Here is a 14,791-nt window from a genome sequence, read left to right on the forward strand (position 1 = left end):
CGGAGTCTAAAATGACGCATACTCCCGACATTACGCGACCGCCCAAAGACCTGATCGACGCACTGAAGGAAATCGGCGCCGCGACGGTTGCCGGCACGCTTGGCCACATGGGCTTCCGCAATCCGCACATAGTCGGTCCCGTGCCGCAGAACCGCGGGAAGTCGATCGTCGGGCCGGCGCTGACGCTCCAGTTCATGCCGCAGCGGCCGGACCTCTTCACCGAGGGAGAATATGCCGATCCGGAGACGCAGTTGCACCGGCACGTGCTCTATCACGCGCAGGAGGGCGATGTGGTCGTGGTCGACGCGCGCGGCGACATGAGCTCGGGCGTCTTTGGCGATATGATGTCGACGTATTTCAAAGGCAGAGGCGGCGCTGGCATCGTAATCGACGGGTGCATGCGCGATCGGCCCAATGTCGAGAAGCTAGATCTCCCCCTATGGCTGCGTGGCTGGACTCCCAACTACCATGTGCAGACCAGCATCTATCCCAATGCCGTCAACGTTCCGATTGCCTGCGGCGGTGTCACGGTAATCCCCGGCGACATCATCGTCGCCGACGACGACGGGGTGGTGGTGCTTCCAGTCGCAATGGCCTCGAAGGTAATCGAAGAGTCGCAAAAGCATCACGATTGGGAGGAGTTCTCGCGGGTGAAGCTTATGGAGGGCGGGTCGTTGCAGCGCTATTATCCGCTGCATGACGATGCCCGCGGAGAGTACGAAGAGTGGCGCAAAACAAACCGCTTGGAGAACCGAAGTTAGCCTATCGATTACCCGAGGCGGGCGGCGAACCTTCTGGGGTATCGCCGGCGTCTATGCGTTGGTGCACGGATCATTTAGCGGTGATGGAATAACAGGGTGTGATCGAAACAGCCCAGCGCCACCACCATGCCTTTTAAACACAATGCCGCCCGCCGCCATCGTATCGGCAAGATGAAGTACAAGGTGACGGACTGGTTGGAATACGAGGCAGGCCTTCGCCGGCGTGGCAGCCAAACACTTTGGGTGACGACTGAAGCGCAGTCGTTTTGGCAGGCGACGAAGCGGATGACGCAGGGTGGCCAGCCACGCTATTCCAATCTGGCGATCCAGACTGCTCTGACACTGGGCCTGGTGTTCGGCCTGCGTCTGCGCCAGACGGAGGGCTTGCTGGCTTCGGTGCTGAAACTGATGGGATTGGATCTCGCCGTGCCCGATCTGACGACATTGAGCCGCCGCGCACGGACATGGCGATCGGATGACAGCTGCAAAGGCCGCAAAATTCCGACGAAAGAGGCCGTTCATGTCCTCATCGACAGCACCGGGCTCGAAGTCTACGGCGCGGGCCAGTGGTCGGAAGAGAAGCACGGCGCCAAATCCCGTCGGGGCTGGCGCAAATAGCACCTGGCGCTAGACGCCGACAGCGGCGAGATCATCGCTCATGTCATGACCGATCAGAATGCCGGCGACGCTTCACAGGTCGAACCACTGCTCGATCAGATCGACGGACTGATTGGCCATTTCACGGCCGATGGCGCCTATGACGGTGACCCGACCTACGACGCCGTCAGCCGGCACAGCGCCGATGCAGCCGTTGTAATTCCACCTCGGTCCAATGCGATCGACCGCTGGGATACAGGGATCGCCAGTCAGCGAGACCGGCGCATAATGGCGTGCTGCGACAGGCCAGAGCTATAAGGCTCACGGTTTGATCTAGGTTGTCTCCTCTCTAAAAGAGGAGGATCGCTCAGCCTACTTGCTCCACTGCCAGCGTCCCAGCCGGGAGGGGTTTGAACAGCGACTTCGCAGAGATTGTCGGATCGAGCCAGATCGGCGAAGTCCTCAACGATCGAGGCGACATCCACCATCAGTCGATAATCATTGCACATGCATCCTCCGTCTCGGTTCTGGTTGTCTCGAAGTGATGTTCCTGCTATGTTCTATATGCTATGAGCGCGAAGGTTTTCCAATCCGACGCCCCGCTCGAAGAGCGCCGCGTCATCATAAGGCGCCATGACGGCGATGTGGAGATGGTGGAACTGCCATGGGGGCTGCGTCCTCGCGAACGCGGTCCGCGTGCCGTGAACGTCGTTCGATCGGAAGGAAGGACGTTTCCGACCCATCGATGCCTGGTGCCGGCGTCGGAGGTTCGCCACAGGAGCTTCAGCTTCTCGCTCGCCAGCGGTGACTGGTTCTATTTCGCGGGGATCTGGCGCCCCGCGACCACGGATTGGCCGGAGGCCTATGCCATCCTGACCATCGAGGCGAATGCCGATATCGCGCCGTTTCATAACCGCCAGATGGCTGTTCTCACCCGCGATCAACGCATAGCCTGGCTCGACGGACTTGTGCCCGAGGACAAAATCCTGCACCCGCTGCCGGCAGGGACATTTCGGGTCAGCCGCCATTCAGCCTCGCCAGTTCAGACAATGCTGGCCGTCTAAAGCGCCAGCCGCAGCTGCGGTTCCACGACAAGTGTTCGCCGTTCCAGTGAGGATAGCGACACGCCGAGCAGACGGATCCCCTTTCGCGGCGGGAAGATTGGCGCGAGAAGCAGGCTGACCACGTCCTCGAGATCGCCAATCTCCGGCAGAGCTGCCGGAACGGTCTTGCTGCGAGTGATCTGGTTGAAGTCGGCATATTTGACTTTGAGCGTCACTGTCTTCGCGCCAATTTCATTAGTCTCGCAGTACCCCCAGACTTTTTCGATCAGCGACTGAAGCCCTTCGCGCGCGGGACTGGAAGCGGATGGACTCGTTTCGCGAACAGTGTTCGCCGAGGTGCCGCCACGGGTGGACTACGAGATCACCGCCAAGGCAAGGGGACTTGGGCCGACCATGGAAGCCTTGACCACGTGGTGGAACGAGTACGGCAAGACGGTTCCGGTGCGGACTACGACCCGAGGAAGACAGACTACGTCAAAATAGAAACGCAAACTTTTCTCAGGCAGCCAGACGGTTAACGTCAGGCTGCCTGAGGTGTGTTGAAGGCCGCTGAGGGTCTTGCTCCTCTTACAGCCGCTCGTACGTCACGCGCTAGCCTTCGGTAGCATTTGTCGGCGTGATCACCAACTGGTCTTCCGTCACCATCAAAATTCCGCTCGAGCCGTTGTCCGACAAGGTTGCGAACGAGCGATGAACCCACCGTGATGGCAAACGTCTTTTTCGCTTCGTCGATTTCGACCGGGCCATAATAGGCCTCATAGCCGTTTGCCGTGTAAGCCGTGAAGGCGTGGTGTCAAATCCGCTCTATGCGCACCGGGAATTCGCCGCGAACAATCAGAGGATTGAAGCCGTCATCGAAGCGCCCGAGCCTGATCAGGCCGCCCACTTGTAGTCGGCGTAGAAGAGCGCGAGGTTCCCCCAGGGCTTGAAGTAGCAAAGATCGCCGGGCTGTTCGTTGCCGAACGGCCCGCTACCGTCCTCGGTGAGCTTGCGGGGAAGGTAGACGATCGTCTCGTTTCGGCCGTAGTCCTCGATCTTGAGGCTCAGGGGCAGCATCGACGCGAAGTCTCGTGCCGACGGATTGTCATAGAGCGTCGCCGTCATGATGTAGTCGCCAAAGCTCATCCTGATGCGAACGTCCGTCGACTCCTGACTGTCCGGATCGCGTCCCCGTTGTGCAAAGGCGACATAGGGCAGAGCAGCGGATATCAATGCGCCGGCGAGTCAATGACTGCGAAGGCGCTGAGCGGTCGGTGTGTGCAATGACCGCTGCTCGCGCCTTTGAGATGAAACGGTTTTCGTAAAAACTGGGTCGTCGGTTCGGATCCTTTCAAAGCGTTATGACAGCTGTCGGCCCGAGAACTGGTCCAAGTATCTGTGACCCCCTAGATTACCCCCGCGCCATGAAATCGCTGACGCATCGTTTGACGTCTCTCGCGCGCTCGATGGGGAGCATGTGAGTTTCCCCTTCGAACATTGAAAGCCGTGCGGTCGGAATCCCGGTTGCGGCTTCTTCTGTGGCCTCGCCAAAGAATTGATCGCGGTTCCCAACGACAATCAGAATTTCTGTCGATATCGACCGTAGTTCGGAAACGGCCAGAGGACTTGAGAGCATCGCTTCAAGATGCCGGACAATAACCCCGGGTTTCGCCAGTCTTCGCACCAGCCGCCCTCCCGCAAGGCGAACTTGGCAATTCACGAGCATGTTGAGCCAACGACTTCGGAACATGGAGGTGAACTCACTCAGGAGGTCATTGAATCTCGCGGCATTCGCGAGTTCGATCTGTCGTTCCAAGCGTTTCCTGCCTTCGCCGGAAAAGCGATGAGCGCTTGCTACGAGGACGAGCTTGGCAATCCTCTGGGGATAGCTAACTGCCAAATGCGAAGCCACCACGCCTCCGTAAGATATACCGACAATATCGACACGGCCGGTGAAGTGCTCTTCGATAACCATTGCGACATCTGCGGCGAGCCGCTCCAGCGTTACGTTCACGCTGTCTGGATCGTAGCCGAGGAGAACAAAGCTGCGATTGTCGGGCAGGATGCGGGCTACCCGCCGCGTGTCTTTTGCCACACGGGAAGTCCCGGCTTTCATCATAAAGCTCTGGCCACCGTTGATGACTAGTATCGGATTCTCTCCGTTGCCGACCTTTGCATAGGGTAGCCGACCGAAATATGTGCCTGTCTCAATTGAACGCATGTCATAGCCAGAAGTGATGTCCGGCCCTCCATCAAAAAGGTGTTTAGATTATCACTTCGAGGAAAGCTGGCGCATGACCGCCAAGGCATCGTCGGAGATCGGACGTTCAACCCGCCCATAGACGCTACCATCCGGCGTTCTGGTCATCAGGCCGAGGTCACAGAGTTCGCGCCGAAGCAAAGCGTGGTCTCCGAATAGATGTCGATCCTTGATAAGGGCGTTGACATCCCGTTCTGACATCTCTTGCGCCGAGGGCAACTGTGACCAGAGAATCCAGAGGGACGCAACTTGATCCGTACGCCGCGATGGCCAGCGCAGGAGACGACGCTCGCTGTCAAAACAACGCTGAACCCGGGTCACCAGCTTCAAATCGACTGGGCCGTCGGCAGATTGGATCACGACAGACGGAGGACTTACTTCTTCAAGCTTACTGCCTTCGACGTTCGCCCGCAGGGTTTGAAAATTACCGAATCCTGCCGCGCGGGCAAGCATGTTCAAAAGTTGTAGGTGGGAGGGCAATCCCTCGTGGTCGGCAAGCTCGGTCCTTAGGGACTTTGCGAACGCAGACGTATCGCTCACTACGAGCGGTATGAGTGTTCTAGACATGACTTATCCCTCAGTCGTGCCGTTCCTAACGGATCATCGGTGATCGCCCTTCCGACATGGCACGGGATGGTGTCCATATCTTTGACATGAGCAGATTTAGCGTGTTCTAAAGAACGGCGATGCCTGGGTGAACTGCGGACCCGAGAGGCGAATATCACCGTAACGGCGGGATTTCAAGAAGAGTAGATCGTAGCAGTTAGGCACCGGAAATGCTGTGCACGGCCTGCTTTTGGCACAAGCTACGCGAATAAAATCGCGCCACAAAAGAGCCTCTGGTTCGTATCCCAGCAAGGCGACCATCCAGGCACGAACCATTCGAAGGTCTCTGTCGAGAAAAAGAAAAACGGACCAAAATTTGTCAGTCAATAATCTACGCTTGCGCCGCAGCCATAAACTCGCGTTGAATCTCAACATGGACTCGAACAGGTTCCGGATTGTCGCCGGGGCATCTACGATGCGACTGCGCATACGCTTGCACTCCGGGAAACGTACGCATTCGATGACGGTCACACAGATGTCCTGGTCTGGACGATCATCGGAACGGGACGAAACCACCTACAAAGGCCAGCGATGCAATCCGTTTGAGTGGGAACGGAACTCCCGATCAGGGGTTACTGCGAAGCAGTATCTCGTTGGAGGGAAACATGATCCGCATTTTGCGCGACAACGGACTGTCGATCGTTCTCGTAACGGCATCGCTATTGACGATCGGCGGCATGCTGGTAACGGGCTATTTTGTCTTCGATCACGAACTCGCCGAGCATGGTACTGCGCAGATCGAACTGGCCGCCTACGCTGCGTCCGGGCATTTTCTTTCATCGCTTTTCGAGAACTGGGAAAGCGAATTTCTGCAGATGTCGGCCTACGTAATGCTGACGGCTTTTCTCTTCCAGCGCGGATCGGCTGAATCCAAGGATCCGGACGAGCCTGTCGAGCAAGATGAGGATCCCGCCTTAAGGCAGAATGACCCAGATGTGCCGTGGCCGGTCCGCGTTGGCGGCTTCACGAGAGTTCTCTATTCCTACTCGTTAGGAATCGCACTTGGCATACTGTTTCTTGTGACCTTTTTGCTGCACCTTCGCTACAGCGCCGAGGCCGAGAGCGCCCAGGCGCTGATGCATGGTCAGCCACCAGGCACCATGGCCGACCATCTTGCGAGTGCGCAGTTCTGGTTCGAATCCTTGCAGAACTGGCAGTCTGAATTCCTGTCAACCGCGGTCGTTGTCATCCTGTCGATCTTCCTGCGCTTTAAAGGATCGCCGGAATCAAAGCCTGTCGCTGCCTCGCATTCCGAGACCGGCGCCTGAACACTTCCAGATCCGCTGGGAAAGGTAGTATGATGTTCGAAGGCTTCGAGCTCAAGATTGTCCATGTGGCGTCCGGCGAGATGCGCGTGCGTCACGGTGGGTCGGGTCCACCCGTGCTGCTCCTTCATGGCCATCCCAGAACTCACATGACATGGGGACGGGTCGCTGATCTGCTGTCGCCGCATTTCACCGTTGTCTGCCCCGATCTCCCAGGTTTCGGGCGGTCTTATCAGCCCGTCGATGCGCCGGACCATCGGTTCTCCTCCAAGCGCGAGAAGGCAAATGCTTGCGTCGAACTGATGGCACATCTGGGATATGGGACGTTTGCAGTCGCGGGCCACGACCGCGGCAGTTACGTCGCTTTCCGAATGGCGTTGGACCATCCGGACATCGTGTCAAAAATGGTCGTTATCGACAGCGTGCCGATTCTGGAAGCGCTCGAACGCGCAGACGAGAAGTTCGCCAGACTGTGGTGGCACTGGTTTTTCTTTTCAGTCCCCGAAAAGCCCGAGCGGGCTATTCTGGCCGAACCGTTGGCCTGGTACAACAAACTCGGCCCAGAGCAGATGGGCGAGGAGGCGTACAACGATCTGTTGGATGTGATCCATGATCCACACGTCGTCCACGGGATGATTGAAGACTACCGCGCAGGCCATACGGTGGATCGTGAGCATGATCTTGACGATCGGAGAGCTGGCAGGCGAATCCACTGTCCGACTTTATGCCTATGGTCGTCCAAGGATGATATGGAGGAACTCTACAGCGATCCGCTCGACGTCTGGCGGCCTTGGCTATCGGATTTCAAAGGACACAGCATTGATAGCGGTCATCATGTCGCGGAAGAGGCTCCGAAGGAGTTGGCAAGAGCTTTGTTGTCGTTCTTGCGCTGACCACATCAGCCGGCGACTGTGACAGGCTGAGCAAGACAGCAGCCGCCCGCTGCAATCAGGCGTCGCGACGATTGCGCGCTATTCGAAAAGGTCATGCCGCGCACGGTGGCCGGTTCGGTGGACAACATGGCGGCGAGGCGGATGACCTGATCATCGTTTCCGCTGCTGCGAGGTCCATCAGGTGCTTGCGGACGCCTGAAGCGCGTCCTAGCGCCGTTTCGCCAGCATGGACCGGGACAACACGACAACGAGGCCGATGATGATCGTTGCGGCGATGAAGAGGAAGGCGGCGGCGGCGATCGCCGGGCTGATATTCTCGCGGATGCTGGAAAACATCTGCCGCGCGAGCGTGCGCTGATTGGGTCCGGCGACGAAGAGCGTCAGCACGACCTCGTCGAGCGAGGTGGCGAAGGCCAGGACCGCACCGGACGCCACGCCGGGCATGGCGAGAGGCAGGGTCACGCGCCGGAAGACGGTCGTCGGCGTGGCGCCGAGGCTCTGGGCTGCGAGTTCCACGCGTTCGTCGATGCCGGCAAGCGCGCCGGTGACGCTGACGACGACGAACGGCACCGCGACGACCGTGTGGGCGATGATCACGCCGGCATAGCTGTTGGTGAGGCCGAAGCCTGCCAGCAGCACTTGCATGCCGACGCCGAGCACGACAGCCGGAACCACCATCGGCAGCAGGAAGAGCGTACGTATCGTGCCGCGGAAGAAGATGAGGCGGTTGCGCAAGCCGAGCGACGCGGCGGTGCCGAGCCCGGTCGCAAGCAGTGTCGTGCCCGTACCGATGATCAGGCTGTTAACGATCGCCCGCCGCCAGGCATCCGCGAAGAACAGTTCCTCGAACCAGCGCAGCGACCAGGAGGGGATCGGATAGGTGAGGATGACGCTCGAGGTGAAGGCGAGCGGCAGGATGGCGATGAGGGGCGCGACGAGAAAGAGGATCGTAAGCGACGCGAAAGCGAACTTGGTGAGGTTCATCGGCATTGCTTACCGCCTCCCCGGTTCTTCGGCAGAGAGTCGCGCATAAACGCTGTAGAGAATCAATGTCGCGACGAGCAGAACGACGCCGAGCGCACCGGCCATGCCCCAGTTCGCCGAACCCGTGGCGTAGAAGGCGATGATCGAGGAGATCATCTGGTCGCCCGGTCCGCCTATCAGCGCCGGCGTGATGTAGTAGCCGATCGCCGAGATGAAGACGAGCAGGCTACCGGAGGCGACGCCGCGCAGACTGAGCGGTAAGAGCACGCGCAGGAAGGCGCGCAGCGGATGCGCGCCTAAGGATGCCGCCGCCGGCATCAGGTTTTTCGGGATGGTGATCAGCACCGAATAGATCGGCAGCACCATGAAGGGTAGCAGCACATGGGTCATGGCGATGATGACGCCCGTGCGGTTAAAGATCAGGGGCAAGGGCCCGTCGATCAGGCCGAGCGTTTGCAGGAGATCGTTGATCAGCCCCTTTTCTTGCAACAGGATGAACCAGGCGGCCGTTCGCACCAAAAGCGAGGTCCAGAGCGGCAGCAGCACGGCTGCTAGCATCAAGTCGCGCCTCCAGCCCTCAAGCGAAGCGGCGATCATTGCATAGGGGAAGCCAATGCATGCGCAGGCGAAGGTGACCAGCCCGGCGATCCAGAAGGTGCGAACAAGGATGACACGGTTGACGGATTGGTCGGCCGATAGATGCTCGATATCGCCCGAGGCATTGCGGCCGAGATCGACAGCAGCGAGCAGGTTGCGATCGGTCAGCGGCGAGAGCGCATCGGCGATCGCCAGCCAGAATTCCGGCTTCTCCCAGCGCTTGTCGATGGAAACGAGATCGGGGGGCGGGTTGTCTGGGTCGCCGAGCGCGCTCGTCGTCTTCGACATCAGCGTGCGGAAACCGGAACGGGCGCTGTTGAGACGGCGCACCATGTCGCCGAGCGCCTGATCGTCATCGACGGCCTGCAGGTCCTCTATCAGCGCCGCCTGCATGGGCATGGTCGGCGGCGATTTGCGGTCCCATCCCGACAGCACCTCGGCGCTGCGCGGCAGCAGGCGCAGCACGGCGGTGTCCGATACCGACTGCGACATCATGCTGAACAGCGGCCAGACGAAGAAGCCGATGAGGAAAATGAGCAGCGGCGCCAGCAGAACCAGCGACCGGCGGGTTCGGGAGGGACCTGCAGTCATGGCGCGATGACCCGGCAATCGCCCGCCGAAAAGGCAGCGTAGACCTTGGTACCGGGCGGAAACTCGCGCGACCGGCGGCCAAGCTTTGCGATCAGCGGATGGGCGGCGTTCTGCAGCTGCACACGTAAGTGATCCCCCTGGTAGACGGAGTCGGTCACCTCCGTTTCCAGACAATTGCGGGCATCGCCGCGGATCTCGGTGAGATCGACCCGCTCGGGGCGGATGGAAAGATAGACGGTCTGGCCCGGCGCCACCGCGCCGGAAACGGCCGAAACGATACGGGCGCCGGAGGTCAGGCGTACATTGGCTTCCTCGCCCTGCACTGCCTCAACAACGCCCTCCACCAGATTGGTCTCCCCGATGAACTCCGCAACAAACCGCGTCGCCGGCTCGTCATAGACCTGCCGCGGCGTGCCAATCTGCTCGACCTTGCCCTTGTTGAAAACGGCGACGCGGTCCGACATTGTGAGCGCCTCCGACTGATCGTGCGTGACGAAGACGATGGTCAGGCCGAGCCGCCGGTGCAGATCGCGGATGTCGAGCTGCATCTGCTCGCGCAACTGCTTGTCGAGGGCGCCGAGCGGCTCGTCCATCAGCACGACGCGCGGCTCGAAGACCAGGGCGCGAGACAGCGCCACGCGCTGCTGCTGGCCACCGGAAAGCTGCGACGGCCGACGCTCTGCGAGTGCCGACAGCTGCACCATGTCGAGCGCCCGCGCCACGCGCTCGGCTATCTCCGCCTTGCCCAGCCCACGCATCTGAAGCGGAAAGGCGACGTTCTCGCCGACCGACATATGCGGGAAGAGGGCATAACTCTGGAAGACGACGCCCATATCCCGCTTGTGGGTCGGCACGGCGTTGATCGCGGTTCGGTCGAGCAGGATGTTGCCGGAGGTCGGCTGCTCAAAGCCGGCGAGCATCATTAGAAGTGTCGTCTTACCGGAGCCGGAGGGGCCGAGCAGGCTGACGAACTCGCCCTTCGCGATGTCGAGGTTAAGGTTTTCGACCACGCAAAGCGGGCCGTAGAATTTGGTGATACGGTCAAATCGAATGAATTCGGCCACCGAAGACTCCATCGTGAGAGGCGGATGACGCGCTGTCCGGAAAACCCGCGAGAACGCACCCGGCCAGACAAGAAGGGCGCCTTTTAGGGGCGCCCTTCACCGAGGGCGTTCTTACTGGGCCAGCCAGGCGTTGAAGCGCTGTGTCAGCGTTTCCGCGTTGTCGATCCAGAAATCGACGTTGAGCGAAATCGAGTCCGTCATGTTCGCCGCATCGGTCGGCAAGTCCTTTGCGAACTCCGCCGGAACCTGTGCGGCGGCTTCCTTGTTCGGGAGACCATAGGCCACGAATTCCGGCAGCTTCGCCTGGTGCTCGGGCATGCTTGCGAAGGCGATGAAGTCCTGCGCGGCATCTTTGTTCTCGGCGTCCTTCAGCACGACCCAGCTATCGACGGCGTAGATGCTGCCGGGGAAGACGACCTTGAAGTTCTTGCCTTCCGACCGGTTGATGCCGGTGATGCGGCCGTTGTAGGCGGACGTCATCGCGACTTCGCCGGAGGCAAGAAACTGCAGCGGCTGTGCGCCCGACTCCCACCATACAATGTTCGGCTTCAGCTCGTCGAGCTTCTTGAAGGCGCGCGCGACGCCCTCTTCGGTCGCCAGCACGTCATAGAGCTCATCTTTCGAAACGCCATCGGCGAGGAGGGCGAATTCGAGCGTGTATTTCGGGCCCTTGCGCAGCGAGCGCTTGCCCGGGAATTTTTCGACGTTCCAAAAGTCCGCCCAAGAGGTCGGGCCTTCCTTCAGCTTATCGCCGTCATAGGCGATCGCAGTGGACCAGACGATGGCGCCGACGCCGCAGTCATTGACGGCGGAATCGAGGAACTTGTCCTTGCCACCCATTTTGTCCCAGTCGATCTTTTCATAGAGCCCGTCGGCACAGCCGAGTGCCAGTTCTTCGGCTTCGACCTGCACCGCATCCCAGTTCGGCGCGCCGGCCTTGACCTTCGACTGGATGACGCCGATGCCGCCGTCCCAGGCTTCGTCCAGCACCGGCTTGCCGGTCTTTTCGGCGAACGGCTTAAAGTAAATGTTGCGCTGCGCGTCCTGATAGTTGCCGCCCCAGGAGACGACGGTCAGGTCCCGCGCGAAAACCGGCGCGACAAGGCTTGCGGATAGCACGACGGCGGCAGCCGCCAGGATTCCGGATTTCATGATTGTCTTCATTGCACTCCCCTTTTTTTCGTTTGTGAAGGAACCGGTTTGGTGCCGGCTCCGATGACGATCTCATGCGGACTGTGGGCCTCAGCCCCGCCATTCAGCGGTCGGCATCGGTTGCAGCCTCTCCGGCCGTCATGCCCTTTCCCCGGGGCGGGTCGGCCGATTGATGCATTCCAGTCATTGCCGGTCAACGGGATTTTTCCCCTTTTGACCGTTGTCAGACGTGCTGCCCTCCGTTGATATGGATTTCGGCACCGTTGATGTAGGAAGACTGCTCGGTGCACAGGAAGTAGATGGTTTCCGCAACTTCGCGCGGTTCTCCCAGTCTTCCCATCGGCACTTCCGCGGCCACCAACTCATCCGTTCCGGGCGACAAGATTGACGTTTCGATCTCGCCCGGCGCGATGGCATTCGCCCTTACCCCGCGGCGGCCAAATTCATGCGCCATTTCCCGTGTCAGCGAGCCGAGGGCCGCCTTGGATGCCGCATAGGCGACGCCGGCAAAGGGGTGGACACGCGTTCCGGCAATCGAGGTGACGTTGACGATCGAGCCCTTCGCCGCTTCGAGCTCCGGCATGAGCGCGCGGGCGATCAGCGCCGTCGCGACGACATTGACATTAAGCACCTGCGTCCAGACATCCGCGTCCGTGCCCATCACACCGAGGCGGCTCTTGTCCAGCCCCTTCGGCGAAATGCCGGCATTGTTGACCAGCGCATGCAGCCGGCCGTTCGGCAGGCGCTCGCGCACGGTTGCGGCGAGGCGATCGATCTGCGTCAGATCCGCGAGGTCGGCCTGGATATGGCTCTCACGGGCCGACGGCCAGGCGCATTCCTCGGAAAATGCCTGGCGCGAAACGGTGAGGATGCGCCAGCCTTTCGACTGGAACAGCTTGACCGTCGCATGGCCGATGCCGCGGCTCGCGCCGGTCAGCAACATGTAGCGGCGTTCCTCGGTCATGCGAGCATTCTCCGTTGATGCTTGATACATCGTAATCGGCGGCGCGGGAAATGCAAGCCTCCTCCCGTGGAAGGGCCTAGGCCCGCCGCACCTGCGGCTCTTCGCCTCGCTCAATGCGTTCCAGAATAGGCTTGCCGCCCAGCAGGATGTCATCAACGATCGCCATGGAGGCGGCCGCGGAATCATGCCGTTTCAACGCCTCCACCACCGGATAATGATGGTCTATCATCGCTCGCCCACCCTGGATATAGGCGTCGGAAATGTGCGGCCCCATCTGCAGCCAGAGTCGTCGCAGGATGCCGTTCAGCACCGGAAGCCCGGCGATCTGCGGCAGCATGAAGTGGAAAGCCTGATTGAGCTGCGTGCCTTTCAGACGGTCGCCTGCCTCGATTGCCTGCTCGTTTTCGCGCAAAATGCGCTCCAAAGCCTTGATATCCGCACTCGTCGCCACCTGAGCGGCCGTTTCCGCGGCCAGTCCCTCCAGGCGAACGCGGATCGACCGGATCTCCCGGTAGCGGCTTTCGCTGAGACCGGGAATGCGGATATCGCGCGGCGAACGGAAGATGATCGCCTCGTCATTTGTAAGCCGCAGGATGGCATCGCGGATCGGCGTGACGCTGGTGCCGAACTGCTCGGCGAGATCGCGGATTTTCAACCGGTCGCCGGGTTGGAAACGGCCCTGGATCAGAGCATCGCACAGCGCGCCGTAGACGGCGCTGTTTAGGTTCTCATATTCCAGTGTCGTGAATTCAGGCATGGAACTGATCCAGAAAATCGATTAATAAGATACTTGATGCATCTTTTTTGACATGTTTCAAGTACGCTCTGCCGTCGCGAGCATCTTCCGCCAGCCACGGCATCGGTGCAAAGCTGCCAAACCTTCTTTCAATGGGCGACAGAACCCAGCGAAACACGGCGGCGATCGAGGGAAATGCGGGAAACCGCGCGCAACGGAGCAAGCATGACGGGGCCATCGCCTGCCACCAAGAAGACCGACTCCATGTCGGCGACATGGAGCGCCACGTCGATTTCCGATGCGCAGGCCGCGGTCGCGCGCGTCTATGGCCTCGATGGCGCCGTGAAGCGGCTTTCGAGCGAACGGGACGAGACCTTCCTCTTCACCCGCGCAGACGGCACGGATTTCGTCCTCAAGATCGCAAACCCCGCGGAGGATCCGACAGCATTGGAGTTCCAGGACGGCGCACTGTTGCATCTAGCAGCGGCCGCGCCGGCCGTGGCCGTGCCGCGGCTCGTGCCGACGAAAGGTGGCGATCCGAGTCATGCACTTTCCACCGCCGACGGCCCGCGCATCATGCGCCTCCTCACCTTCCTGCGCGGCGAACTGCAATACCGCACGCCCGCTTCCGAAGCGCAGAGCCGCAACGTCGGCCGCGCGCTCGCGGAGCTTGGTCTTGGCCTGGAGAACTATAATGGGCGCCCGCCGGGCGGAAAGCTGATGTGGGATATCTCCCATACCCTCGACCTCGCCGCCGTCATCGACCATGTCGCACCCGAGCGCCGGTCGCAGGTCGAAGCTGTTCTCAGCGAGTTCGAGCGCTCGCTGCCCGCTACTCGCGCGCTCCGGCGATGGCAGATCATCCACAACGATTTCAACCCGCACAACATCCTGCTCGATCCGGCGGCGCCGACCGATGTCGTCGGCATCATCGACTTCGGCGACATGGTGCATGCGCCGCTGATCAATGATCTCGCCGTCGCCGTCTCGTACCATCTGGCAACGGACAACTGGGCAGCACGCACCCGCGCGTTCTTGGAGGGTTTTCTGTCCGCGCGCACGCTGGAGCCTGGCGAAATCGAACTTCTGCCGCTCCTTGCGCGCTCACGGCTGGCGATGTCGATCATCATCGCCGAGTGGCGGTCCGCGCGTTTTCCGGAAAACCGCGATTATATCATGCGCAACTACGTCACCGCTTGGCGGGGGCTGCAAAACATCTCCGATCTCACACCAGCAGGGCTGAAGACGCTCGTGCCCAACCTTTCCGAGGCCTGAATC

The 14,791-nt window shown here is 60.5% G+C and carries 13 protein-coding genes and 5 pseudogenes; 7 read left to right on the forward strand and 11 right to left on the reverse strand.

Annotation, left to right across the window (positions count from 1 at the left end; genetic code table 11):
• The first annotated feature begins 11 nt into the window (after window positions 1-11).
• Both QA644_RS22135 and QA644_RS22140 read left to right on the forward strand, forming a co-directional pair.
• On the forward strand, window positions 12-761 hold the full coding sequence (locus QA644_RS22135) for a ribonuclease activity regulator RraA (RefSeq protein WP_239601602.1): 750 nt from the start codon (window positions 12-14) through the stop codon (window positions 759-761).
• 126 nt (window positions 762-887) lie between these two features.
• Window positions 888-1,604: pseudogene (locus QA644_RS22140) on the forward strand (IS5 family transposase); the annotation flags it as partial.
• A gap of 200 nt (window positions 1,605-1,804) precedes the next feature.
• On the opposite strand, the pseudogene QA644_RS35190 reads toward QA644_RS22140, so the two are convergent.
• A pseudogene (locus tag QA644_RS35190) lies at window positions 1,805-1,867 on the reverse strand (SOS response-associated peptidase); the annotation flags it as partial.
• Window positions 1,868-1,927: 60 nt separating this feature from the next.
• Between QA644_RS35190 and QA644_RS22145 the strand changes: the two are divergent.
• The gene (locus tag QA644_RS22145) at window positions 1,928-2,422 is read left to right on the forward strand and encodes an SOS response-associated peptidase (protein WP_283073362.1); all 495 of its coding nucleotides are present in this window, start codon (window positions 1,928-1,930) and stop codon (window positions 2,420-2,422) included.
• Here the strand turns inward: QA644_RS22145 and QA644_RS22150 are convergent.
• Window positions 2,419-2,715 (reverse strand): annotated as a pseudogene (locus QA644_RS22150) (DNA polymerase IV); the annotation flags it as partial. The gene QA644_RS22145 and the pseudogene QA644_RS22150 overlap by 4 nt on opposite strands.
• Window position 2,716: 1 nt before the next feature.
• Between QA644_RS22150 and QA644_RS22155 the strand changes: the two are divergent.
• Window positions 2,717-2,905 (forward strand): annotated as a pseudogene (locus tag QA644_RS22155) (winged helix-turn-helix transcriptional regulator); the annotation flags it as partial.
• A gap of 310 nt (window positions 2,906-3,215) precedes the next feature.
• Here QA644_RS22155 and QA644_RS22160 read toward each other — a convergent pair.
• The 3 genes and pseudogenes from QA644_RS22160 to QA644_RS22170 all read right to left on the reverse strand — a co-directional run bounded on the left by QA644_RS22160 (window position 3,216) and on the right by QA644_RS22170 (window position 5,228).
• Window positions 3,216-3,619, reverse strand: a pseudogene (locus QA644_RS22160) (cyclophilin-like fold protein).
• Window positions 3,620-3,812: 193 nt separating this feature from the next.
• The gene (locus QA644_RS22165) at window positions 3,813-4,622 is read right to left on the reverse strand and encodes an alpha/beta hydrolase (RefSeq protein ID WP_283073363.1); all 810 of its coding nucleotides are present in this window, start codon (window positions 4,620-4,622) and stop codon (window positions 3,813-3,815) included.
• 51 nt (window positions 4,623-4,673) lie between these two features.
• The gene (locus QA644_RS22170) at window positions 4,674-5,228 is read right to left on the reverse strand and encodes a DUF2087 domain-containing protein (protein ID WP_283073364.1); all 555 of its coding nucleotides are present in this window, start codon (window positions 5,226-5,228) and stop codon (window positions 4,674-4,676) included.
• Window positions 5,229-5,875: 647 nt separating this feature from the next.
• Between QA644_RS22170 and QA644_RS22175 the strand changes: the two genes are divergently transcribed.
• Window positions 5,876-6,535, forward strand: a complete 660-nt coding sequence (locus QA644_RS22175; protein WP_283073989.1) for a DUF6766 family protein — start codon at window positions 5,876-5,878, stop codon at window positions 6,533-6,535.
• 32 nt (window positions 6,536-6,567) lie between these two features.
• The gene (locus QA644_RS22180; RefSeq protein ID WP_283073990.1) at window positions 6,568-7,425 is read left to right on the forward strand and encodes an alpha/beta hydrolase; all 858 of its coding nucleotides are present in this window, start codon (window positions 6,568-6,570) and stop codon (window positions 7,423-7,425) included.
• Window positions 7,426-7,632: 207 nt separating this feature from the next.
• On the opposite strand, the gene QA644_RS22185 is transcribed toward QA644_RS22180, so the two are convergent.
• The 6 genes from QA644_RS22185 to QA644_RS22210 all read right to left on the reverse strand — a co-directional run bounded on the left by QA644_RS22185 (window position 7,633) and on the right by QA644_RS22210 (window position 13,534).
• Window positions 7,633-8,415: an ABC transporter permease gene (locus tag QA644_RS22185; protein WP_283073365.1), complete on the reverse strand. Its 783-nt coding sequence runs from the start codon at window positions 8,413-8,415 to the stop codon at window positions 7,633-7,635.
• A gap of 3 nt (window positions 8,416-8,418) precedes the next feature.
• The gene (locus tag QA644_RS22190) at window positions 8,419-9,597 is read right to left on the reverse strand and encodes an ABC transporter permease (protein ID WP_283073366.1); all 1,179 of its coding nucleotides are present in this window, start codon (window positions 9,595-9,597) and stop codon (window positions 8,419-8,421) included.
• On the reverse strand, window positions 9,594-10,661 hold the full coding sequence (locus QA644_RS22195; protein WP_283073367.1) for an ABC transporter ATP-binding protein: 1,068 nt from the start codon (window positions 10,659-10,661) through the stop codon (window positions 9,594-9,596). The genes QA644_RS22190 and QA644_RS22195 overlap by 4 nt, the downstream gene beginning before the upstream one ends.
• A gap of 111 nt (window positions 10,662-10,772) precedes the next feature.
• Entirely contained in the window at window positions 10,773-11,825 is a 1,053-nt protein-coding gene (locus QA644_RS22200; RefSeq protein WP_283073368.1) for an ABC transporter substrate-binding protein, read from the reverse strand.
• A gap of 211 nt (window positions 11,826-12,036) precedes the next feature.
• Entirely contained in the window at window positions 12,037-12,777 is a 741-nt protein-coding gene (locus QA644_RS22205; RefSeq protein ID WP_283073369.1) for an SDR family oxidoreductase, read from the reverse strand.
• Window positions 12,778-12,853: 76 nt separating this feature from the next.
• Window positions 12,854-13,534, reverse strand: coding sequence for a GntR family transcriptional regulator (locus QA644_RS22210; RefSeq protein ID WP_283073370.1), 681 nt, complete (start codon window positions 13,532-13,534; stop codon window positions 12,854-12,856).
• A 204-nt stretch (window positions 13,535-13,738) separates the two neighbouring features.
• Here QA644_RS22210 and QA644_RS22215 point away from each other — a divergent pair, with 204 nt between their 5' ends.
• On the forward strand, window positions 13,739-14,788 hold the full coding sequence (locus QA644_RS22215; protein WP_283073371.1) for a phosphotransferase enzyme family protein: 1,050 nt from the start codon (window positions 13,739-13,741) through the stop codon (window positions 14,786-14,788).
• Window positions 14,789-14,791: the final 3 nt, after the last annotated feature.

It is taken from the genome of Rhizobium sp. CC1099 (assembly GCF_029714385.1).
Classification (GTDB): domain Bacteria; phylum Pseudomonadota; class Alphaproteobacteria; order Rhizobiales; family Rhizobiaceae; genus Rhizobium.

Coding starts and splice junctions, on each gene's coding strand:
- QA644_RS22145 (WP_283073362.1), top strand. CDS start 1,928: ATGAGCGCGAAGGTTTTCCAATCCGACGCCCCGCTCGAAGAGCGCCGC.
- QA644_RS22170 (WP_283073364.1), bottom strand. CDS start 5,228: ATGTCTAGAACACTCATACCGCTCGTAGTGAGCGATACGTCTGCGTTC.
- QA644_RS22185 (WP_283073365.1), bottom strand. CDS start 8,415: ATGCCGATGAACCTCACCAAGTTCGCTTTCGCGTCGCTTACGATCCTC.
- QA644_RS22135 (WP_239601602.1), top strand. CDS start 12: ATGACGCATACTCCCGACATTACGCGACCGCCCAAAGACCTGATCGAC.
- QA644_RS22190 (WP_283073366.1), bottom strand. CDS start 9,597: ATGACTGCAGGTCCCTCCCGAACCCGCCGGTCGCTGGTTCTGCTGGCG.
- QA644_RS22165 (WP_283073363.1), bottom strand. CDS start 4,622: ATGCGTTCAATTGAGACAGGCACATATTTCGGTCGGCTACCCTATGCA.
- QA644_RS22215 (WP_283073371.1), top strand. CDS start 13,739: ATGACGGGGCCATCGCCTGCCACCAAGAAGACCGACTCCATGTCGGCG.
- QA644_RS22205 (WP_283073369.1), bottom strand. CDS start 12,777: ATGACCGAGGAACGCCGCTACATGTTGCTGACCGGCGCGAGCCGCGGC.
- QA644_RS22210 (WP_283073370.1), bottom strand. CDS start 13,534: ATGCCTGAATTCACGACACTGGAATATGAGAACCTAAACAGCGCCGTC.
- QA644_RS22200 (WP_283073368.1), bottom strand. CDS start 11,825: ATGAAGACAATCATGAAATCCGGAATCCTGGCGGCTGCCGCCGTCGTG.
- QA644_RS22180 (WP_283073990.1), top strand. CDS start 6,568: ATGTTCGAAGGCTTCGAGCTCAAGATTGTCCATGTGGCGTCCGGCGAG.